20 protein-coding genes and 1 other annotated feature are annotated in these 21,930 nt (G+C 36.3%); of the genes, 15 read left to right on the forward strand and 5 right to left on the reverse strand.

The features are described from left to right. Positions 1–41: 41 nt before the first annotated feature. A complete protein-coding gene (locus KPL75_RS16330; RefSeq protein WP_219916999.1) occupies positions 42–1,355 on the reverse strand; it encodes an alkaline phosphatase family protein in 1,314 nt (437 codons plus the stop codon). A gap of 154 nt (positions 1,356–1,509) precedes the next feature. Here KPL75_RS16330 and KPL75_RS16335 point away from each other — a divergent pair, with 154 nt between their 5' ends. Both KPL75_RS16335 and proS read left to right on the forward strand, forming a co-directional pair. Beyond that, complete coding sequence (locus tag KPL75_RS16335; RefSeq protein ID WP_002151635.1) at positions 1,510–1,803, forward strand: YesK-like family protein; 294 nt, start codon at positions 1,510–1,512, stop codon at positions 1,801–1,803. 93 nt (positions 1,804–1,896) lie between these two features. After that, positions 1,897–2,103, forward strand: a binding site (T-box leader). Positions 2,104–2,150: 47 nt separating this feature from the next. Continuing rightward, positions 2,151–3,581, forward strand: coding sequence for a proline--tRNA ligase (proS, locus tag KPL75_RS16340; protein ID WP_219921122.1), 1,431 nt, complete (start codon positions 2,151–2,153; stop codon positions 3,579–3,581). A 115-nt stretch (positions 3,582–3,696) separates the two neighbouring features. On the opposite strand, the gene KPL75_RS16345 is transcribed toward proS, so the two are convergent. Next, entirely contained in the window at positions 3,697–4,875 is a 1,179-nt protein-coding gene (locus KPL75_RS16345; RefSeq protein WP_219917000.1) for a cell wall anchor protein, read from the reverse strand. A gap of 207 nt (positions 4,876–5,082) precedes the next feature. Between KPL75_RS16345 and KPL75_RS16350 the strand changes: the two genes are divergently transcribed. The 7 genes from KPL75_RS16350 to KPL75_RS16380 all read left to right on the forward strand — a co-directional run bounded on the left by KPL75_RS16350 (position 5,083) and on the right by KPL75_RS16380 (position 11,661). Beyond that, on the forward strand, positions 5,083–5,961 hold the full coding sequence (locus tag KPL75_RS16350) for an ROK family protein (protein ID WP_219917001.1): 879 nt from the start codon (positions 5,083–5,085) through the stop codon (positions 5,959–5,961). 128 nt (positions 5,962–6,089) lie between these two features. Then, positions 6,090–6,686 (forward strand): TerD family protein, encoded by a 597-nt coding sequence (locus tag KPL75_RS16355; protein ID WP_219917002.1) that lies wholly within the window; start codon positions 6,090–6,092, stop codon positions 6,684–6,686. Between the two features lie 23 nt (positions 6,687–6,709). Next, positions 6,710–7,294, forward strand: a complete 585-nt coding sequence (locus KPL75_RS16360; protein ID WP_002029588.1) for a TerD family protein — start codon at positions 6,710–6,712, stop codon at positions 7,292–7,294. Between the two features lie 80 nt (positions 7,295–7,374). Beyond that, the gene (locus KPL75_RS16365; protein WP_219917003.1) at positions 7,375–7,953 is read left to right on the forward strand and encodes a TerD family protein; all 579 of its coding nucleotides are present in this window, start codon (positions 7,375–7,377) and stop codon (positions 7,951–7,953) included. Between the two features lie 73 nt (positions 7,954–8,026). Continuing rightward, positions 8,027–8,818 carry a TerC family protein gene (locus tag KPL75_RS16370; protein ID WP_002091195.1) on the forward strand — a complete coding sequence of 264 codons (792 nt, stop codon included), beginning with the start codon at positions 8,027–8,029 and terminating at the stop codon, positions 8,816–8,818. A gap of 110 nt (positions 8,819–8,928) precedes the next feature. Then, on the forward strand, positions 8,929–10,560 hold the full coding sequence (locus tag KPL75_RS16375) for a YceG family protein (RefSeq protein ID WP_219917004.1): 1,632 nt from the start codon (positions 8,929–8,931) through the stop codon (positions 10,558–10,560). Positions 10,561–10,578: 18 nt separating this feature from the next. Continuing rightward, positions 10,579–11,661, forward strand: a complete 1,083-nt coding sequence (locus tag KPL75_RS16380; RefSeq protein ID WP_002029585.1) for a toxic anion resistance protein — start codon at positions 10,579–10,581, stop codon at positions 11,659–11,661. 35 nt (positions 11,662–11,696) lie between these two features. Here KPL75_RS16380 and KPL75_RS16385 read toward each other — a convergent pair whose 3' ends face one another. Together KPL75_RS16385 and KPL75_RS16390 are read right to left on the reverse strand one after the other, a co-directional pair. Then, positions 11,697–14,363: a cation-translocating P-type ATPase gene (locus KPL75_RS16385; RefSeq protein ID WP_219917005.1), complete on the reverse strand. Its 2,667-nt coding sequence runs from the start codon at positions 14,361–14,363 to the stop codon at positions 11,697–11,699. 192 nt (positions 14,364–14,555) lie between these two features. Beyond that, positions 14,556–14,780 (reverse strand): DUF1128 domain-containing protein, encoded by a 225-nt coding sequence (locus KPL75_RS16390; RefSeq protein ID WP_219917006.1) that lies wholly within the window; start codon positions 14,778–14,780, stop codon positions 14,556–14,558. A 177-nt stretch (positions 14,781–14,957) separates the two neighbouring features. Between KPL75_RS16390 and KPL75_RS16395 the strand changes: the two genes are divergently transcribed. From KPL75_RS16395 to KPL75_RS16405, 3 genes are read left to right on the forward strand one after another with little or no spacing between them, the layout of a single operon-like run. Further along, positions 14,958–15,422: a low molecular weight protein-tyrosine-phosphatase gene (locus tag KPL75_RS16395; protein WP_219917007.1), complete on the forward strand. Its 465-nt coding sequence runs from the start codon at positions 14,958–14,960 to the stop codon at positions 15,420–15,422. Positions 15,423–15,475: 53 nt separating this feature from the next. Next, entirely contained in the window at positions 15,476–15,991 is a 516-nt protein-coding gene (locus KPL75_RS16400) for a DUF4075 domain-containing protein (protein WP_002010240.1), read from the forward strand. Between the two features lie 6 nt (positions 15,992–15,997). Further along, on the forward strand, positions 15,998–16,864 hold the full coding sequence (locus KPL75_RS16405; RefSeq protein ID WP_219917008.1) for a YihY/virulence factor BrkB family protein: 867 nt from the start codon (positions 15,998–16,000) through the stop codon (positions 16,862–16,864). A 182-nt stretch (positions 16,865–17,046) separates the two neighbouring features. On the opposite strand, the gene KPL75_RS16410 is transcribed toward KPL75_RS16405, so the two are convergent. Beyond that, on the reverse strand, positions 17,047–18,972 hold the full coding sequence (locus KPL75_RS16410) for a heavy metal translocating P-type ATPase (protein ID WP_219917009.1): 1,926 nt from the start codon (positions 18,970–18,972) through the stop codon (positions 17,047–17,049). 365 nt (positions 18,973–19,337) lie between these two features. Here KPL75_RS16410 and KPL75_RS16415 point away from each other — a divergent pair, with 365 nt between their 5' ends. The 3 genes from KPL75_RS16415 to lepB all read left to right on the forward strand — a co-directional run bounded on the left by KPL75_RS16415 (position 19,338) and on the right by lepB (position 21,907). Then, the gene (locus KPL75_RS16415) at positions 19,338–20,288 is read left to right on the forward strand and encodes a DMT family transporter (protein WP_219917010.1); all 951 of its coding nucleotides are present in this window, start codon (positions 19,338–19,340) and stop codon (positions 20,286–20,288) included. 122 nt (positions 20,289–20,410) lie between these two features. Continuing rightward, entirely contained in the window at positions 20,411–21,091 is a 681-nt protein-coding gene (locus KPL75_RS16420; protein WP_219917011.1) for a lysoplasmalogenase, read from the forward strand. A 279-nt stretch (positions 21,092–21,370) separates the two neighbouring features. After that, positions 21,371–21,907 (forward strand): signal peptidase I, encoded by a 537-nt coding sequence (lepB, locus tag KPL75_RS16425; protein ID WP_219917012.1) that lies wholly within the window; start codon positions 21,371–21,373, stop codon positions 21,905–21,907. Positions 21,908–21,930: the final 23 nt, after the last annotated feature.

Below are 21,930 nucleotides of genomic sequence, written 5' to 3' on the forward strand. Positions count from 1 at the left end.
GTGATGATTTTTACATAACTTTTACATATATACACAGTTCTTTACAATTGAAGTAAATCCTCTACAATTGCTCCGTCTGTTTCACCTAAGTGCAAACCGAGTAACCTAGCAATAGTGGGACCTTCATCAATCAGTCTCATATACGGGATTGTAACGCCACTTTGAATGCCTTTCCCAGCAGCCATAAAAATTGTTTCATAGTTAGGTTTTGTTGGGGAATATCCGTGTGTTCCAAATGTATATTTCTTACTAGAAGTAACATCCTTTTTAGTAATTTCTTTTATGAAATCACCTGTATAATTTTCAATGAAGTAATAACCTTCCATGGCTTCTAGCATAAACAAGCAATTACCATCAGCACCACGTTCTTTTGCATCTTCATCGTGCAGAATAAATTCAATTCCATTTTGTTTATCCTGAAGAAGCCCTTCAAGAAGAAGTTGAATCTCTTTAATCGTTTCAGTATCATTTTTATCTTTTACATGTACGTAGGCAGATCCATCACAGCTTTGGCAATAAGCTTTCCAATCTAGTAACTTTCCACTTTTATTTACGGATATAAGTCCTTTTTGACGGAATAGGACATTTAATTGGATTGCTTTGTTTTCACTTAAAGCGCTATGGTCGCCAAGTGCAATAATTGTACTTTCTTCGTATATCCCGCTTTCTTTTAATTCATGAATAATTTTTCCAAGGCGTTCGTCGTGTCTATGGATTGCAGCTACTGTTTCCTCGGACTCGAAGCCATGGTAATGTCTTTGAGTGTCTAAATCAGTAAAATGTACAAACATAACATTAGGCTTTTTCGTCTGAATTGTATGTACGGCAGAAGCAAGGACGAAATCATCAAGCTCAGGCTGTGACAATCCATTTCGTATATGGCCGAAGCGACGATTTAAATCTAATTGATATAGCGGGCTACCGCTAAATAATGAAACTAAAATTTGATTTTGCCACGGTCTATTTGGAAAAATTTCTGGTAAATTGTAATCGATATTTGCTCTTCCAGTAACAGGCCATAGAAGGGCTGCTGTCGTTAAATTTGCTTTGCGTGCTTCATCATATAAAGTTGTTCCTTTAATGGACTTTCGATACCAATGCCAATCTGGTGACTCACGTCCTGGTTGAAGTAATGTATTGCTGACAACGCCATGCTTATTAGGATAATTACCGGTTACGATTGTTGAGTGGCTTGGATATGTTACAGAAGGATAAATTGGCTCCACTTTTTTCGCAATCGCGCCCCTTTTTATTAAAGTTTGGAAATTAGGTAGTTTTTGTAATATAGGAAAATCTAAAGCTGATAAGCAGTCGAAAGATAAAATAATGACGTGATTTGTTAATGCTTTATCCATAAAGTTTCCCTCCTGATTATATAAAACCTATTCTTATATATTGCTATTAATACCTGGTAATAAAAAAGTATTTCTGAATAAAATTTTATTGTTTATTTTCAGAAAAATTAAACATATAATAAGTATAAGGGAATGAATGGAAGGAGGGAATACTATGGATTGGCTAGATGGATTTGGTATCTTTTACATCATTGGTGGGGTCACGATTCTCCTTGTATTTTTTATGTCATATTTACTAAAGAAACGTTTTCCAGACAAACAGTTTGATATTATATTTGCACTTAGTTTAGTACTTCTTTGTTTAGCTTTCTTTCCTGTAACAATGATCGCTATTGGTGGATGGGAAGGAATGGGATACGGGTTTATTTGTTTCTTCGTTTTAATTGGTACACTAATTGGTATGGTGGCTCATCAACTTGTAAAAATAGTTCGGAAAAGTTATGTATAAAGCAGTAATAATTGAAAAGAATGTATAAAAATAAGAAAATTCTAACTTGTTTTGAAATGAAATTTATATTATGATATTCAACAAATTTATTTCGTTATAACGATGAAAAAGGACTAGTACATGTCTTACCTTTTTGCAGAGAGAGAATCCTTTTGGCTGGAAGATTCTTAAAAGACGATATGGAACCTACCTTTGAGTTCTGCATATGCAGCGGGAAATTCCCGTTATCAAAAAGAGAGCATACTCAATTTTTTTGTGTATGAATCAGGGTGGTAACGCCGACAAAGCTCGGTCCCTATTTAGGGGCGCGGGCTTTTTTGTATTTTCTAGAAGGAGGAAGAATGACTATGGTAAAAGAACAAGTACAAGCCATTACGAAGATGGAAGAAGACTTTGCTCAGTGGTATACCGATATTGTAAAAAAAGCGGAGCTTGTTGATTATTCAAGTGTGAAAGGTTGTATGATTTTACGTCCATACGGTTATGCATTATGGGAAAATATGCAGAAAGTGATGGATGAAAAATTAAAAGAATCTGGTCATGAAAATGTGTACATGCCAATGTTTATTCCAGAGAGTTTATTACAAAAAGAGAAAGATCATGTTGAAGGATTTGCTCCTGAAGTAGCATGGGTTACTCATGGTGGGGATGAAAAGTTAGCGGAAAGGCTTTGTGTACGCCCTACATCTGAAACTTTGTTCTGTGAGCATTTTTCAAAAATTGTTCAATCATATAATGATTTACCAAAGTTATATAACCAGTGGTGTTCAGTAGTTCGTTGGGAGAAGACGACGAGACCATTCCTTCGTACAACTGAATTTTTATGGCAAGAAGGTCATACGATTCATGAAACGGCAGAAGAATCTCAAATTGAAACATTAAATATTTTAAATCTATATGCTGCTTTTTGTGAAGAGTATTTAGCGATTCCGGTTATTAAAGGGCAAAAAACAGAAAAAGAAAAGTTTGCAGGAGCGGAGGCAACTTATACGATTGAAAGTTTAATGCATGATGGAAAAGCACTTCAAACAGGAACATCTCATAACTTTGGAACGAACTTCTCAGAAGCGTTTGATATTAAGTTTTTAGATCGTAATGGTAAGTGGCAATACGTACACCAAACATCTTGGGGTGTATCAACAAGAATGATAGGTGGACTTATTATGGTTCATAGCGATAATAACGGACTTGTAATGCCGCCAAAAGTTGCACCATTACAAGTTGTTATTGTACCTATTGCTCAGCATAAAGAAGGTGTGTTAGAAAAAGCAACAGAGTTACAAGGACGTATTCAGAAGGTTGCGCGTGTAAAAATAGATGCTAGCAATAAAACACCGGGCTGGAAATTTAATGAGTATGAAATGAAGGGAATTCCGATTCGATTAGAAGTTGGTCCAAAGGATATTGAAAAGAATCAAGTTGTACTTGTAAGAAGAGATACGAAAGAAAAAGAATTTATATCAATGGATCAATTAGAAGAACGCATTCCATCATTACTTGAGGAAATTCATCATTCTTTATTTAATAAAGCAAAAGTATTTCGCGATGAGAATACGTATAGTGTGACGAATTTCGAAGAGATGAAGAAAGCAGCTGATGAAAAGCAAGGATTTATTAAGGCGATGTGGTGTGGAGAACTAGCTTGTGAAGAGAAACTAAAAGAAGAAGTTGGAGTATCTTCACGCTGTATGCCTTTTGAACAAGAACATTTAGCTGGCGAATGTATTTGCTGTAGTAAAGAAGCAAAGCACATGGTCTATTGGGGAAAAGCGTATTAATACTCTTTCTGATAGATGCCAAAAGGACTTTGGGTTGCATAATAAACTGCAATCCAAAGTCCTTTTTAGTTTTATATTGGTTTCATGTATTTTTTAGATGGAAGGATGTTGGTCTTTATTTTGCATTTTTACGGCGAATAAACAATAACATACCAATTAGGAATGTTGAAAGTCCCATTAAAATAGATGCAGGATAATGCGCTGCAGTATTAGGTAACTTATCACCTTGTTTTGTCGCATTATCTTTTACGTTACCACCTTGTGAACTGCTATCGCCTTTAACTCGATTGCCCTCTTGAGAGCCTTTTCCATCTTGCGAACTACTATCGCCCTTAACTCGATTACCATCAGAGCCGTTGCCACCAGAGCCATGTCCGCCAGAACCGTTGCCACCAGAACCACTGCCATCAGAGCCGTTGCCACCAGAGCCATGTCCGCCAGAACCGTTGCCACCAGAACCACTGCCATCAGAGCCGTTGCCACCAGAGCCATGTCCACCAGAACCGTTGCCACCAGAACTAGAACCACTACCGCCAGAGCCGTTGCCACCAGAGCCATGTCCGCCAGAACCACTGCCGCCAGAACCGTTGCCACCAGAACCACTGCCATCAGAGCCGTTGCCACCAGAGCCATGTCCACCAGAACCGTTGCCACCAGAACCAGAACCACTACCGCCAGAACCATGTCCGCCAGAACCACTGCCGTCAGAACCGTTGCCACCAGAGCCACTGCCGCCAGAACCACTGCCACCAGAACCACTGCCACCAGAACCACTGCCACCAGAACCATTGCCACCAGAACCATTGCCACCAGAACCGTTGCCACCAGAACCATTGCCACCAGAACCGTTGCCACCAGAACCATTGCCACCAGAACCACTGCCGTCAGAACCGTTGCCACCAGAGCCACTGCCGCCAGAACCACTGCCACCAGAACCACTGCCACCAGAACCACTGCCACCAGAACCACTGCCACCAGAACCATTGCCACCAGAGCCGTTGCCACCAGAACCATTGCCACCAGAACCGTTGCCACCAGAACCACTGCCGTCAGAACCGTTGCCACCAGAACCATTGCCACCAGAACCGTTTCCGTCAGAACCACTATCGTCCTGAGAATCATTGTTTCCTGGAGGTTTATTATTATCTTTTGAATTACCTTCTGCTAAATTATCGTTATTTTGTACAATAGCGTTTGTTATTGGGTGGAAATTTTCAGTTGCAGCATTACCAATATTTAAGCCGCTAAAAAAGGATAAAGAAAGTGTTGATGCTAAAATGAAGATTTTTGTCATTGTTTTCCTCCTGAAGAAAAAATTATTGTTCCATCTAAAATACACCCCTTTGTAATATTTCATAGGAAAAAGAGTTTTATGCAAAAAAAACTATATATAGAAAAAGGTGGTGTATTTCTAAAGGGAGAAAAGAGTTAATGTGAATTTCTTGCAAATAGTAGAGTGATGGAGAATTTACACTCATAACAGTAGAGGAAGTGGCAACGGATGAAAGAATATATTGCATTTGATATTGGTGGTACGCAAATTAAATATGGAATTGTTTCAGAAATAGGGGTAGTACTAATGCATAAAAAAGTCCCAACAGAAATTCACTTGGGCGGGGAACAAATTGTTCAAAAGCTTATATATTTATCAAAAAAGTTAATGACTGAACATACTATTTCCGGAATTGGTATTAGTACAGCGGGAATTGTTGATATTGATAAAGGAGTTATAACGGGAGGTGTGGATCATATTCCGCGTTATGCTAATATTTCTATTGTTGAGAGATTACAAGAAGTATTAAAGGTTCCTGTATCTATTGAAAATGATGTTAATTGTGCAGCCTTAGGCGAGAAATGGAAAGGTACAGGGAGGGGAGAAAGCGATTTTATTATGCTTACGCTTGGAACGGGCATTGGTGGAGCAATTGTTATAAATGGGGAATTATACCGTGGACATTCGTTTGGCGCTGGGGAATGGGGGAACATGTTAATAGAAGGGAATACTTTTGAGGAGGTTGCCTCAATTTCGGGATTAATTCATCTTGTACGAAGATATAAAGGTGAAAAGGAGTGGGATGGTAAAATAATTTTCGAATTATATGATAAGGGTGATAGCGCTGTTACTCAAGCCGTGAAGATTTTCTTTAAACATTTGGCGATTGGAATTAGTAACCTTGCTTATATTTTTAATCCGAAAATGATTATTATTGGTGGGGGAATTACTGAAAGAGGAGATGATTTCTTAAATGAAGTGAAGGAAGAGATAGGAATATACTTAAATCAAGATATTTATAGTAATTGTGAGATTAAACTTGCGCAAAGTGGCAATTCTGCAGGAATGATTGGTGCCATTTACCACTTCTTACATCATCATAAGTAAATTATATGAATGTTTTCATATAACTGAGAATTTATCCTTTTTATCACTAGATAAATAATGCTACAATATAAGGGAAGAATACAATATTTTCCGCCTTGGAAAATGCTTTGTAGAAAGGAAGAAACTTCATGCCTATTATTTTAGAAAAAGGTCAAAAGATCGATTTAACGAAAGGACAACCGAGAGTAGCAAAACTGCAGGTTGGCTTGGGCTGGGACCCAATTGGGCAATCAGGTGGGTTTCTGTCTTCATTATTTGGAAGTAAACCGAATGTAGATTGTGATGCATCTGTTGTTATGTTAGAAGGGGATCATTTTTTAAACAAAAACGATTTAGTTTACTTCGGAAACAAGCTTTCTACTTGTGGTAGTATTATTCATTCAGGAGATAATTTAACAGGTGAAGGCGCTGGTGATGACGAAACAATTTTCGTAGAATTGCATAAAGTTCCGAGCCGTATTAATCGTTTAGTATTCGTTGTAAATATTTATGACTGTGTAAATCGCCGTCAAGATTTCGGGATGATTCGTAATGCATATATTCGTATTCAAAACCCGCAAACTGGTGAAGAATTAGCACGCTATAATTTATCGGATAATTATGCTGGCAAAACGACTCTAATTGCAGGTGAAATGTATCGAGACGGAAACGAATGGAAGTTTTCAGCAGTTGGAGAAGGAACACAAGATAAAAACTTAAGTGAGATTGTATCACGTTACCAATAAAATAAATCAAGGAGGAATCTTATATGGCATCAATTTCATTGAAAAAAGGACAAAAGGTAGACTTAACAAAAACAAATCCAGGTCTTTCGAAAGTTCTTGTAGGACTTGGTTGGGATACGAATCGTTATGACGGACAAAACGATTTCGATTTAGATGTTAGTATTTTCTTAGTAGGTGCTAACGGTAAAGTTTCAGGAGCAGAGGATTTCGTCTTCTATAATAATCCAAAGGGTGCAAATGGTGCTGTAGAGCATTTAGGAGATAACCGTACAGGTGAAGGTGAAGGCGACGATGAAACAATTAAAATAGACTTGAAAAATGTTCCTGCACATATCGAACGTATTTGCTTCACAATCACAATTTATGATGGAGAAGGCCGTAGCCAAAACTTCGGACAAGTTTCTAACTCTTTCGTACGCATTCTGGATGAAGAAAAGAATGCAGAATTAATTCGTTACGATTTAGGAGAAGATTTCTCTATTGAAACAGCTGTAGTAGTAAGCGAATTATACCGTCACGCAGGTGAGTGGAAATTCAATGCAATCGGAAGTGGATTCCAAGGTGGATTAGGTTCTCTATGTAATAACTTTGGTTTAGATGTAGAGTAATAGATTTATATATCCATTAGTGAAACGCGTATTTACTGATGGATATATTTTTTGAAATTAAAATATAGAGGTGAATATATATGGTTATTCAATTGCAAAAAGGACAGAAAATTGATTTAGCTAAAACAAGCCCAGGTTTATCAAGAGCAGTAATTGGTCTTGGATGGGATATTAAATCTTATGATGGTGGATCTGATTTCGATTTGGATGCATCTGCCTTTTTATTAGATGTGAACGGGAAATGTACGAAGGAAACTGATTTTATTTTCTATAATAATTTACAGTCTCCTTGTGAATCAGTTTTACATACAGGAGATAACCGTACAGGTGAAGGTGACGGTGATGATGAGCAACTTGTTGTCGACTTGAAAAAGGTTCCAGCAGATGTTCATAAAATTGCTATTACAGTTACAATTTATGATGGTGAAGGCCGTAATCAAAACTTTGGACAGGTTGCAAATGCATTCGTTCGTTTAGCAAATGAAGAAACAAACGAAGAAGTTCTTCGTTTTGATTTAGGGGAAGATTTCTCCATTGAAACAGCAGTTGTCTTTTGTGAATTATATCGTCATAATGGACAGTGGAAGTTTAGTGCAGTAGGAAGCGGATTCCAAGGTGGATTAGGTGCGCTTGTAAAAGCGTATGGCTTGGATGCATAAGAAGGGAAACGACATTCGTTTCCTTTTTTTGACCTTTCTATAAATCTAGCAAAGAATAGGGGATAAAGGTAAGATGAGTATTTTGCAAGGAATCCTTGATACGTATGCTCAGTTTTTCGACTTGGACATGTGGATTAAAGTGTTACAAGATCCAGTATCTTGGGGGTTAATAGGTACACTTGTTGTACTTGAAGGGTTATTATCTGCTGACAATGCACTTGTGTTAGCGGTAATGGTAAAACATCTCCCAGAAGAAAAACGAAAAAAAGCATTATTCTATGGACTTATTGGAGCTTATGTATTCCGTTTTATTGCAATTGGAATCGGAATGTTCTTAATTAAATTGGCATGGGTAAAAGTGTTAGGTGCGCTTTACTTAGCTTGGCTATCAATTAAATATTTCATTGATAAAAGAAAAGGCACTTCAGAAGAAGAGGAAGCCCATGGTATGAACCAAAATGGTATTCTCTTCAGAATGTTCGGTGTTTTCTGGGGAACGGTTGCGATGGTTGAATTAATGGATATCGCATTCTCTGTAGATAGTGTACTTGCTGCATTTGGTGTATCGAATGAAGTATGGATTTTACTATTAGGTGGAATGCTCGGTATTTTAATGATGCGCGGTATCGCTGGCGTATTCTTAAAATTGTTAGAGCGTATTCCAGAACTTGAAACGACAGCATATATTTTAATCTTAATTATTGCAGCAAAGATGCTACTGTCTGTCATTCATATTGAAGTAAGTCATACGCTGTTCTTTATTATTTTAGTTATAGCGTTTGGAGCAACATTTATACTTCACTACATGAAGAATTCTGGACAAGCTAAAGAAGAAGTTGCAGCTACTAAAAATGAACATAAATAATTGAAATGGGTTTGCTCGTTATGCGAGCGCCCATTTTTTATAACTAAAAATAGTTTATAATAGAAGAGAGACTTTAGAAAAAACGTAAATGTTTTTGGAGGTGAACTGTTGTGTTTTCACGTTTTACACTTCAACCATGTGCATTAAAAGATGAATCAGATTTAAAGCAATTTGAAGCGATTTTAGAGAAACGCCCACAATATGAACTGACAGAGAATGAGATGAAATTTAGTTACATAGCAAGTCGCATTCTTGGTGTTCCTAATGATGTAGATGAATATTTCAATGGGCTATTTGATTATAGTGAAGCAAAAGGAATCGAAGTTTTGCATGAACAAAATTTAAATAAGGTGATTGATCCCGAAAAACTGCGCCATATTCAAGAAGTTTTTGCATTACATCAAGAAGCGCCGAATGGACTTACAGTAAATAGGCTTGTAGCACATTTGTCTGGGAAACAACTATTACCGCAAGTAGACAATCCTGATTTACAGCATTATATACATACGACGTTTATTTCTATCTTGAAATTGTATGAGAAACAACATAATCAATCTTTAAAAACAGAAGGATTCCGGCGTTTCTTAATTGATATGATTAAATTAAGTGAAAATTACGTAGCGAAATGGTTCTCTACCATTAATTATAAGAAACAAATGCCGCGTATCGTTTGGTACGGTGATGCGACGGAGAGTCGTATATATTTCTTATACTTTCTTATTATGCTCGGCTGCGATGTGCTTTATTATCACCCAGAAGGAAAAGATGGATTTGAGAGTGTAGATGAGGAAGGAAGGACTTTTGTCGTATTTCATTCGGGCCGTATTTCATTGGAACCATTTCCTGATCGGCGTCGTGAACGCGTCGCAACAGTAGCTTATCAAGCTTCAAAAGAAATCGAGCAAGTACTTCACCACGATAATTCATTATTATACAAACCGTGGCAATTCCGTTCGTATACACCTGTAGCCCGTACGCTCAAAACGACGTACGATGAACTCTTTTTAATTACGAAAGAAAAGGCATTTGTACGTCCAACATTCTTTGTTGAAAATAAGCATATTTATATTCCTTCTTTATTTGCAAAAATATCAGGCGTTTCAAAGAATGATAAAGAATATTTTCAGCGATTAAAGGCTGTTACATCATTTGATAACAGTTTCTTAATTAATACATTCCCGTTTACGAAAGAACAAAAAGCGAATTTCCAATATCATTATCGAGATGCATTGGACCGCGGGGGGAAGTTACATCCGGATTTAATTATGAACAGCCATTGGTGGCCACATAAGCGTTTACCAGAAGGATTACAACATGGTATTGCAGAAGCAATCATCCATACGTGTGAAAGTGCAATGTGTAAACCAATTGCGAAAGAGACGAAACAAGATGTAGCACTGTATGTTTTCGCACAGCTTTCTCAAATACCACCGAATATTTTAGAGCAGCTTGAGAAATTTGATTATTCGCAAGAAGTACCGAAAATTGTTATATTTAATAATGAGAAGAGCGGAGAATTAAGTCGTTCTGATGCTGTGTTATTACTATTTTTAAATCAAATTGGAGTAGATGTATTCCACTTTAATCCAACGGGGAGAAACGATATTGAACCGTATATTGAATCAGGAGCATTTGATTCACATTGGCTTGAAGAAGTTAATTTCGATCTTGAATTTCATGGTTCATCAGCCTATAAAAATTTATCACAAACAATAAAAGGACTATTTCGTCCATTTTTATAAGGAAAGGGAGAATACCATATGAATAACCCAGTCGTACTAGATTCGAAAACAGAATTGAATGAGCAAACCGCACAAGATGTTCGCTTGCAACTTAGACAAGATGCTGAAGTACAACGTATTTATAATGCAGTAGACATTAAAGACCAATTAGAATTAATCGAGCTTGGAAAAGAGCCTTCTATGGAGATTTCACGTTTCGCTGATCAAATTTTACATACAATGTCTTTATCGAAAGTAGAAGACTCTGGTGAATTATTAAAACAGCTTGGTAAAATTATGGACAGATTTGATAGTAAAGACTTTGCTGAAGAGAAAAGTGGTTTCTTCTCACGTATGTTCAAAAAAGCAGATAAAATGATTGAACAAATCTTTAGTAAGTATCAGACGATGGGTCGCGAAATGGATAAAGTATACGTAGAAATTACGAAGTATCAAGATGAAATGAAAAAATCAATTGGTACGTTAGATGGTTTATATGAGCAAAACTTAAAGTATTATTTAGACTTAGAAAAATACGTAGTAGCAGGTGAAATGTTATTAGAGCGTTTAAATACAGAGTTAGTTCCGATGTACGAAGAACGCATACGTAATAATGATCAGTTAGCAGGTATTGAATTAGAATCGCTTAAAAACTCTGTCGAAATTTTAGAACAACGTATTGATGATTTAGAAAAGGCACGTATGGTTGCTCTATTAACAGCGCCACAAATTCGTATGATTCAACGCGGTAACAATAAATTAATCGGTAAAATCAATACAGCATTTATTACAACGATTCCTATTTTTAAAAATGGTATCATTCAAGCGGTAAATGCGAAACGTCAAAAACTTGTTGCGGACTCTATGGCTGAACTTGATCGCCGTACAAATGAATTACTTAAGAAAAATGCACAAAATATTGCAACTCAAAGTGTGGAAGTAGCGAGATTATCAGGTTCTTCTAGTATTAAGATGGAAACACTTGAGGAAACTTGGAACATTATTTCAAGAGGTATGCAAGAAACACAACAAATTGAAGAGCAAAATAAACGTGAGCGTGAAGAAAGTCGTAAGCGTATGGCTACATTAACAGAGAACATCAAAAAAGAATTACAAGGATAAATGAAAAGGCAATGAGGAACAGTCCTCATTGCCTTTTATTTTCTCTTAAATAATTTAATGATTTCATTCACAACAAGCGGGATGATACTTAACAAAAGAACAAATCCCCAATCTCGCATTGTTAATGCATGCACACCAAATATATTGGCAAGAGGTGGGATGGAGATGATACACACTTGCATAAGAACACCGATTAGAAGTGAGAAGACTAAATATTTATTTGTAAATATCCCAATTGAAAAAATTGATTTCGTTCTTGAACGTAAGTTAAATGAATGAACGAGTTGAGAAAAACTAAGAACGACAAATGCCATCGTTTGAGCATGTAATAGAGCATCTTCATCAATTTGATCTGGGAAGAGAGGAAATAAATTTGTATCTCCTGTATAGAGCTTTGCCCCAACAATAAAGGCTGTTAAAGTAAGAAGTCCAATTACAACCCCATTGAAAATAAGAAAAGGAACGCTGCCGCTAAATAAGCTTTCTTTCGCATGTCGTGGTTTTTCCTTCATCACATCTGGATCTTCAGGATCAACACCAAGTGATAATGCAGGCAGTGTATCTGTAATTAAATTTACCCACAAAATGTGAATAGGTCGTAGTGGTGTCGCCCAGCCAAGTAAAATGGCTAAAAATAAAGCGATAATTTCGCCGAAGTTACAAGAGAGTAGGAAGAGAATAGACTTTTTAATATTACGATAAATGTTTCTTCCTTCTTCAACAGCTTTCACAATAGATGAGAAGTTATCATCTGTTAAAACTACATCTGCGGCGCCTTTTGCGACATCTGTTCCTGTAATGCCCATTGCTACGCCAACATCTGCTTGTTTTAAAGATGGAGCATCATTTACACCGTCACCAGTCATAGAAACGATATTTCCTTTAGCACGTAATGCTTTTACAATCTTCACTTTATGTTCTGGAGAGACCCTAGCAAAGACATTTAAGTGATTAATTTTACTTGCTAGTTCTGTGTCTGAAATGTTATCTAATTCAGTTCCAATCATAATTTCAGATTTTTCTTCAGCAATACCAAGTTCTTTGGCAATTGCAAAGGCGGTATCCTTATGGTCACCCGTAATCATAACTGTGCGAATACCAGCTTTTTTACATTCTGTAATTGAATCTTTTACTTCTGTACGTGGTGGATCAATCATACCGACAAGACCGATAAAGATGAGATTTTCTTCGAGATGATTTATATCCATATCGTTTAAATTGTATCGTTTATATGCGAATGAAAGTACTCTTAAGGCTTCTTGCGACATTGACCCGGCAGCTTCTAATATTTGATTTTTATCAGAATCTGTTAAGACCTCAAGTTTATTATTTATAAAGATATGGGTACAGTGAGGTAAAAGTTTATCAATGGCCCCTTTCGTCATGCTATAGTAGCTTTCATCGTACGTATGTACAGTTGACATCATTTTACGATCAGACTCGAAAGGCAATTCGTTAACACGTTCATGTTTATTTTCTAAATGATCTTTTTGAATGTTAAAAGAGCTTCCGGCAACAAGAAGGGCAATTTCTGTAGGATCCCCTGTTTGTGAGTCGGTACCGTAAGAAGCATCGTTGCATAAAACCATATTTTCTAATAATAGACGGTGTACATCATTATTTACATTCAAATTTTCTAGCTGGTCGTATGTGCGATCACTATAAAAGTGAGTAACGGTCATTTTATTTTGAGTTAATGTACCTGTTTTATCTGAACAAATAATTGTGACAGAACCGAGAGCTTCAACAGCTGGTAGTTTACGAATGATAACGTTTTGTTTAATCATACGCTGAACACCAATTGCAAGAACGATGGAAACGATAGCTGGTAAGCCTTCTGGAATAGCTGCAACAGCTAAACTAATTGCGGTCATAAACATTTCTAACGTATCTCGTCCTTGTAAAAAACCGATGAGAAACATAGTAGCACAAATAGCTACAGCGACAAATCCTAAATATTTTCCTACCTGTGCTAAGCTTTTTTGAAGCGGTGTCATATCATCGTCTGCTTCATGTAAAAGGGTAGCGATCTTGCCAATTTGTGAGTTCATCCCAGTTTCAACAGCAACACCGACGCCACGTCCGTATGTTACTAACGTCGACATAAAGGCCATGTTTTTTTGATCGCCTAATGGTACTTGCTCATCACTTTGCATGGAAGGGTGGTAGACTGCATCTTTATCGACAGGGACGGATTCACCGGTTAGAGCAGATTCTTCAATTTTTAAATTCGCAGTTTCGATAAGTCGTAAATCGCAGGGGATATACCGCCCAGCATCAAGCATAACGATATCACCTGGAACGACGTGCTCAGATGGAATCTCTTTTAGTTCACCATCTCGCTTTACGATGGCTTTAGGTGTTGCCATTTTCTTTAGTGCCTCTAAGGCTTGCTCGGCCTTGGACTCTTGGATGACACCAATAACTGCATTTAAAATGACAACGAGTGCGATAATACTTGCATCCGCCCACTCTCCTACAAAGGCGGAAATAAGGGCTGCGATAATAAGGACATATACGAGGACGTCATTAATTTGGGCGAAAACACGCTGCCATAAAGTACGTTTTTGTTTGGTAGCTAATTCATTAGAACCATATTGCTTTAAACGTTCATTTACGATTTCACCTGTTAAACCGTGCTGTTCATTTGTTTCTAGGTCGATTAATGTTTGATTTTTCGTCTTACTGTACCAATTGCTCATAAGTAAGCACCCCCAGTAAAAACAGTTAGCAATGGTAGTGTGGCAATTTTTTTAGAGTAGTATGTATGGAGAAAAAATCTAAGGTGAGGTTCTACTTTCATTGTACAGTATTTTAGAATGTGCTGAGGAAAAGAGAAGAGTTGTCATGAATTTGTTGAAATTAAAAGAGCCTCGAATACGTGAGGCTCTTTGTTATTTTTTAATTAATGTACCTAATTCCTCGGTAATAGCTTGCATTTCACTAATGCTGAATGTTTCACGTTTCATAACGTGCTCATAAATATCACGTAAGTCCTCGTACATTTCTTCGTTAAAGTTAGCAGCTCTCATTGCTCCAGCATTAACCATGCGTAATTTTTCTTTAATAGCTTCTACCATATATTCAACGTTTGCTTCTGATTTTACGGATAAATTCACCGAAGTGTCCCCCTTTAAAATAACATAAGGTTATCTTAACATTTTTTTATCATTTTCGTTAATGAAACTTTTCAATCCTATTAAATTAGTAGGGATTTCCTTTATAATTAATAATTGGTTGTTTATACTATATAAGTATATGGTAATAAATGCACCAAGAAGGGAAGAAACAAAGATATGGTCCGAGTATTGTTTGTTTGTCTTGGGAACATTTGTCGGTCTCCAATGGCAGAAGCAATTTTTCGAAATCTTGTCGTAAAAGAGGGACTCGAAGAGAAATTTGTCATTGATTCTGCAGGAACTGGAGATTGGCATATTGGTCATCCACCACATAAAGGAACACAAAAAATTTTAAAAGAAAATGAAGTCGCTTTTGAAGGAATTAAAGCAAGGCAAGTAGAAAAAGAAGACTTAACAAAGTTTGATTATATTATTGCCATGGACAACAAGAATATAGCGGATTTAAAAAGTTTAGGTAAAACTGGAGGCTATATTGGTAGGCTGTCCGATTTTGGTCCAGACGGTGGCTGGACAGATGTTCCTGACCCTTACTATACAGGGAACTTTCAAGAAGTGTATGACCTTGTAACAGAAGGGTGTGCAAAGCTAGTAGCTTTCATTCGAAATGAACAAGGAATATGAGGAAGCTTAGAAAGTAATACTTTCTAATATAAGAAATGAAAGGGTGAAGGAATATGGCAAAGAAAAATAATATTGCTCGAAACATTGCGATTGGTGTAGCTGCAGGGGTAGCTGTATCTATGTTAAAGAAAGAAAACCGTGAAAAAGTAAAAAATACGGCAGAAAAAGCAAAAACAAAGATGATTGAAATTGGTGAAAATGCGAAAATCAAAGAAAAAGTGCAAACTGTTACAGATAAAGGACGCGAGCTCGCTGATTTCAATGTAGTGAAAGCGAAAGTAGCAGAAATTAAAAAATTGACGCCGTCTGTTGTAGAAACGTTAAAAGAAACGAAAGAAATTTTTAGTAAGAGAAAAGTTGAGCGAGAAGAAAAGCCAGAAACGATTGAAATTCAAGCTGTATCTCCAAAGGTAGATGAGCTTAAAGCAGAAGAAGAGCCGGTAGTTGCTGAAGATGGCGGTATGAAAGAAGCGCGTGAATTATTTATGAAAGACTCAAATGCAGAGGAAAAAAAAACTGAAGCGTACATTGAGTTAAAGCAGGATAAAGAAGAGAAGAAAAGCGTTTAAACATATATGAGAAAAATTTTAGAAAAGGTGAGAAGAAATCGCACTTATTCGTTTGGAAAAGATTTATATGACCGGACAATGCGCGATGATGTAGCGGGCTTGGCAGCACAGCTCGCTTATTTCTTCTTGCTTGCAATTTTTCCTGGGCTCGTTTTCTTAATTACGCTTCTTGGATTTATTCCCATTCAAACAGAGGATGTGCTTAGTTTATTAGAGGTTTATGTACCAGATGATGCGATGAACTTAATTGAAGTAAACGTAGATAAAGTTGTAAATCAGCAAAATGGTGGTTTATTATCATTCGGTTTACTATCGATGTTATGGTTTGCTTCAAACGGGGTGAATGCGGTTATGAACGCTTTTAACCGCGCCTATGATGTGAAAGAAACACGATCTTTTATTAAAACAAGAGCGTTATCAATTGTGTTTACATTAGCTATTATTTTTATGATTGTCTTTGCTTTAATTGTCCCGGTATTCGGACAAGTTATTGGAGCAGCGGTGTTTAAAGCGCTCGGTTTATCAGATAGTTTTTCTTACGTGTGGAGTATTACACGGTTAGTAGCGAGTTTCTTCGTACTATTTGCCTTGTTTAGTTTTTTATATACGTTTGCACCAGATCGGAAATTAAAAAGAAGAGAAGTCATTTCAGGAGCGTTATTTGCTACTGTAGGATGGATTGTGGTATCGTACTCATTTGCTTATTATGTAGATAAGTTTGCGAATTACGCCAATACATATGGTGGTCTCGGTGGTATCATTATTTTAATGTTATGGTTTTATTTAACAGGGTGGGTAATTTTACTTGGCGGTGAAATTAATGGTTTACTCCATCATTATAGAACGGGTGACAATAATTCCCGTAATGAATAATGAGCTCTTGTTCCATAATAAAAAGGAACAGGGGGGATATTTCATGAGTAATAATAAAAAGAACCACAATAATAAAAATAACAAACAAAAGAGCAGTTCGCATCCAAAGCATAAGACGAGTAGTAGTGCGAACGGTCACAATAGCTACCATTAAAAAAAACGGGTCCTTTATCAGGGACCCGTTACTTATTTCCTTTTAATAATCGTAAGCCATTCAAAATTACAAGAATGGTACTTCCTTCATGTCCAATAACACCGAATGGAAGGGCTAAAAACTGCAAGAAGTTAGAACAAATCAGCATCGCAATGACAGCTAAAGAGAAGATAACGTTTTGCTTCACAATACGGTTCATTCTTTTTGATAAACGGATTGCTTGAGAGAGACGAGATAATTCGTTCTTCATAAGAACAACGTCTGCAGTCTCTAATGCTACGTCTGTTCCTTCACCCATTGCAACACCAATACTAGCAGTAGCGAGTGCAGGTGCATCGTTTATACCATCTCCAACCATGGCGACTATGCCATACTTTTCTTTTAACTGCTTTATCGTTTCAACTTTTGTTTCCGGTAAACATGATGCGTAATATTCTTTTATATTACTTTCATTGGCAATTGCTTTTGCTGTTTCTTCATTATCACCAGTAATCATGATTGCTTTGACACCAATGCTTTGTAAATCACGAATAGCAGCTATTGTTTCTTGGCGAAGGGTATCTTTTAAAGCGATCAGTCCAAGAATACCATCCTCATCACTAATATAAACGACAGTTTTCCCCTCTTTTTCAAGTGAGGCAGAAATGCCATTATGAAATGTTTTTGTTTCTTCCCCGATAAAATCAGCTTTACCAATTTTATAAGCTTTGTTTTCTAATATTCCTTTTAATCCAAAACCAGTTACATCTTCAACGTTTTCTGGTTTTTTTATCGTAATGTCGTAAGCATGTTTTGCATATTTAACAATCGATTCTGCTAAAGGATGTGTAGAGTGACTTTCAATGGCTGCTGTAATAGAAAGCAATTCACTTTCTGCTATGCCTTCTCGAGCATATACATCTGTTACAGTAGGTTTTCCTTGTGTTAATGTTCCTGTTTTATCAAAGGCAATCGCCTTTACTGAAGCTAGACGTTCTAAATGAATACCACCTTTAAAGAGAATACCGTTTCTCGCTCCATTTGAAATTGCTGATAAAGTTGCCGGTGTAATGGCTGCAACTAGCGCACAAGGAGAAGCGACTACAAGTAAGATCATAGCGCGATAAAACGTTTCATTCCAACTCCAATCAAGTAAGAAATGAGGAACAAACATCATAAGCGCAACAACAAGGAGTACACCTTTTACGTATGTTCCTTCAAATTTTTCGATGAATAGTTGTGATGGTGATTTTTCGCTTTGTGCACTTTGAACGAGACGAATAATCTTTTGGAATAATGTTTGATCGCTCGGCTTCGTAATTTTAACTTCAATAGCACCACGTAAATTTACAGTGCCGGCAAATACTTCATCGCCGAATTTTTTCTCATTCGGAATAGGTTCTCCTGTAATAGCAGCTTCATCAATATTTGTTTCACCAGTATGAATTGTGCCATCAGAAGGAACACGCTCACCTGGCTTAATTAAAATAATATCGTTAATTTGTAATTGTCCAACTGGAACACGTTCCTCGGTTCCGTTTGAAATACGTAATGCTTCTTCAGGTTGTAGATCAAGAAGAGCTGAAATTTCTTTTTGGCTTTTACTTAATGTATAAGATTCCATTGCTCCGCTTAATGCAAAGATGAAGATTAAAATAGCACCTTCTGCCCAGTAACCGATAACTGCGGCACCGATAGCTGCAAAAATCATGAGCATTTCAACATTTAGCTCTTTCTCTTCAATTGTGTCTTCAATACCTTCTTTCGCTTTTGCAAATCCTCCAATTACATAGGCAAGGATATAGAAAGTAATACCTGCACTTATTGCATCATTTTTTGTGAATAACCAACCAGCTAAAATAAAAATACCAGATGCGATTGCAAATATAAGTTCATAATGTTTCTTTAATGTATCCCATAAAGAGGGATGAGAAATATCTTTTTGTGCTTGTAATGTTTTTACTTCTGCGTTCATTAATACTCGCTCCTTCCGAATTCTTATTGAGAAAAAGAATCAAAATCGAAACCCCTATAAAACGACGAAAGCTGCCATCCATAATGGATAGCAGCATTTCTGTTAAATCTGATTTTAATAGTTATTAGGTTGTAATTATTCTATAGTATAGCATATGTTTTTCTTAGATGATATGTTTTTGTTTTAGTATAAAGTGAAACTTTAATTAGTGGGAGTTTTGTTCATCCCACACTAATTATTAGCCCTCACCAATCGGGCTTTTACTGCCCAGCAAATAGCGGGATAAACTGAAAACTTGTGTTTTCGCATTTCCTTTGGTATATATGAATATTGTTCATAAAAAGGTCGGAAAGGAAGACATCAAGTTGAAGACAGAGAAATTTTTTACCCATCCGATTGGCGTGTTTATTGCTGCAATAGTAGCAACATTTTTATGGGGAAGCGCATTTCCCTTTATTAAATTAAGCTATGCTGAACTTGGAATTCAGCCACAAGAAGTCGGGGAACAAATATTATTTGCTGGCTATCGCTTTTTCTTATCTGGTGTAATGCTCTTATTATTTTTTAAAGCGTTAGGAAAAGATATGAAGTTCAAAAAAGGAACAGGAAAGCAGTTAGTTCAAATTGGATTGTTTCAAACTTTTCTTCAATATATATGTTTTTATATTGGAATGAGTTACAGCTCAGGAATTGAAGGAGCGATTATTTCAGGAACATCATCATTCTTTCAAATTTTACTCGCACACTTTTTATATAAAGATGATGCTCTAAATAGGAGAAAAGTAATTGGAGTAGCTATCGGCTTTTGCGGTGTGATTTTAGTGAATGTACCGAGTGATGGAAGTTTATCATTTCATTTTGGAATAGGTAGCTTATTACTTCTTGGGGCAGCGATGATGTATTCATATGGAAACATATTAGCGAAAGAAGGTAGTAAAACATTAGATATTGGGTATATGACAGCATATCAGATGATTTTCGGATCAATTGGGTTGCTATGTATAGGTGCATTTCAAGTTGGAATGATGCCATTCGCATTTAATCTACATGCAATACTTATGCTCATATATTTATCGTTCTTATCAGCAGCGGGATTCTGTATATGGAATACAATTATGAAGTATAACAAAGTAGGGAAAGTCTCGATGTATATGTTCTTTATACCAGTGTTTGGTGTGCTACTATCAAGCCTAATTTTAGGGGAAGCAATTCATTCCTTTGTATTATTTGGTTTAGCATGTGTCGCAGCGGGAATTATTGTAGTAAATCGTAACCCGGTTAAAAAGAAAGTTGAGCAAGAAAAACAAGTAGCATAGAGAACAGAAAAACGATTAAAATGGAAGAACAGTATTGTTCTTTTTTTTTACATAGAAAAAGGAGAACGTGCTATATGTAACGAAAAAAAGATAGAAAAAGCATTTATTGAGGAGAACATATTATGAATGTACTTTACATTGTGTTAGTCGGGCAAATTATTCTTTTTGTAATGGGAGCAATTTATGCAATAGGACAGACGAAGAGAACGAGAAATAATATGCCGTTACCTTTAGCGGTTCGTCTTATTCTTAGTTTTTCTTTAACAGGAAGTGCAAGTTGGATATGGTTACAAGATCCATCGGTTGAGTACAGTACGTGGGTTGCACTCGGTATGACTTTATCAACTGTAGGGGATTTATTTATGGCAGGATTAATTCCAATTGGTCATCGATTAATTGGAGGAATGGTTACTTTCGCTCTTGCGCATTGTTTCTATGTGAAAGCATTTTTACAAACAGGTATTTCATGGAATGGTTTTTGGATCGGTTTACTCGTATACGGACTCTTTCTAATTATAGGGTGGTTTTTCTTTATTCGAAATGAAAAACAAGACAAACTTTTTACAATAGGCGCTTTAATTTACGGTTTGTGGGTTGGAGGAATGGCATGTTTTGCATTCGCCTTATATTACGAGAATATAGGAATATGGTGGATACCAGCACTTGGTGGTTTACTGTTTGTGATTTCTGATTTTATTATAGGCGTGACAGATATCGGAGGGCGCAAACTGAAGTATGAACCACTTTGGATTTGGTTTACATATGTCGCAGCGCAGATGTGTATTGTATATGTAGGATTATAAAAAGATACTCTCAAAAATAGTTGATAGCCTATTTTGAGAGTATCTTTTTTATTGCTATGCTATTATATTTGTTTGTTTAATTTGTGCAGTATTTTATACTTTCTAAGTATGGATTTCATAAGGGGAATCCTGCTTGATAGATGGGAAATATAGTATATGAAAATAATGAATTTATAGGGATTATTATTTTTATATTTGTAATATTCTAATGTTATAATTCAGAATTTTGTGGAAATTAACTAGTCGGAGTACTTATAATAAAAATAAAAAGATGGTGGAATGATGCAAAAGAAAAAACGTTTGCGTGAATTCTTTGAAATAATTGCAATTGCATGTTTATTGGTGTTTTTGGCAAAAATCTTTTTGTTTTTTCCTACGACTGTAAAAGGAGCGTCGATGAGGCCGACGTTACAAGATGGAGATAAAGTAATTATTAATAAACTTGCAAAGAGATTTGAAAGTTATGAGAGAGAGGATATTATTGTCGTGAAGACAGATAATTTCTACGTGAAGAGAGTTATTGGATTGCCAGGAGATGTAATTGAGATGAAGAATGATCAATTATATGTTAATCATCAAGTGAAAAACGAAGAGTATTTAAAGAATAATAAAAAACAGGCAGAAAAATTACTTATCAATTTAACTGAAGATTTTGGACCGATTACAGTTCCTAAAAATAAAATTTTTGTGATGGGAGATAATCGTTTAGTTAGTAGGGATAGTAGGAACGGCTTAGGATTTATTGATCGAACAGAAGTATTAGGAAAGCTCATGGCGATATATTATCCATTTGAACATGTGAAAATTGCAAATTAGAAATAAGAAAAACCAAGCGAATT

This window comes from Bacillus sp. NP247, assembly GCF_018966865.1.
GTDB lineage: Bacteria > Bacillota > Bacilli > Bacillales > Bacillaceae_G > Bacillus_A.

Coding starts and splice junctions, on each gene's coding strand:
- KPL75_RS16330 (WP_219916999.1), bottom strand. CDS start 1,355: ATGGATAAAGCATTAACAAATCACGTCATTATTTTATCTTTCGACTGC.
- KPL75_RS16335 (WP_002151635.1), top strand. CDS start 1,510: ATGGATTGGCTAGATGGATTTGGTATCTTTTACATCATTGGTGGGGTC.
- proS (WP_219921122.1), top strand. CDS start 2,151: ATGGTAAAAGAACAAGTACAAGCCATTACGAAGATGGAAGAAGACTTT.
- KPL75_RS16345 (WP_219917000.1), bottom strand. CDS start 4,875: ATGACAAAAATCTTCATTTTAGCATCAACACTTTCTTTATCCTTTTTT.
- KPL75_RS16350 (WP_219917001.1), top strand. CDS start 5,083: ATGAAAGAATATATTGCATTTGATATTGGTGGTACGCAAATTAAATAT.
- KPL75_RS16355 (WP_219917002.1), top strand. CDS start 6,090: ATGCCTATTATTTTAGAAAAAGGTCAAAAGATCGATTTAACGAAAGGA.
- KPL75_RS16360 (WP_002029588.1), top strand. CDS start 6,710: ATGGCATCAATTTCATTGAAAAAAGGACAAAAGGTAGACTTAACAAAA.
- KPL75_RS16365 (WP_219917003.1), top strand. CDS start 7,375: ATGGTTATTCAATTGCAAAAAGGACAGAAAATTGATTTAGCTAAAACA.
- KPL75_RS16370 (WP_002091195.1), top strand. CDS start 8,027: ATGAGTATTTTGCAAGGAATCCTTGATACGTATGCTCAGTTTTTCGAC.
- KPL75_RS16380 (WP_002029585.1), top strand. CDS start 10,579: ATGAATAACCCAGTCGTACTAGATTCGAAAACAGAATTGAATGAGCAA.
- KPL75_RS16385 (WP_219917005.1), bottom strand. CDS start 14,363: ATGAGCAATTGGTACAGTAAGACGAAAAATCAAACATTAATCGACCTA.
- KPL75_RS16395 (WP_219917007.1), top strand. CDS start 14,958: ATGGTCCGAGTATTGTTTGTTTGTCTTGGGAACATTTGTCGGTCTCCA.
- KPL75_RS16400 (WP_002010240.1), top strand. CDS start 15,476: ATGGCAAAGAAAAATAATATTGCTCGAAACATTGCGATTGGTGTAGCT.
- KPL75_RS16405 (WP_219917008.1), top strand. CDS start 15,998: ATGAGAAAAATTTTAGAAAAGGTGAGAAGAAATCGCACTTATTCGTTT.
- KPL75_RS16410 (WP_219917009.1), bottom strand. CDS start 18,972: ATGAACGCAGAAGTAAAAACATTACAAGCACAAAAAGATATTTCTCAT.
- KPL75_RS16420 (WP_219917011.1), top strand. CDS start 20,411: ATGAATGTACTTTACATTGTGTTAGTCGGGCAAATTATTCTTTTTGTA.
- lepB (WP_219917012.1), top strand. CDS start 21,371: ATGATGCAAAAGAAAAAACGTTTGCGTGAATTCTTTGAAATAATTGCA.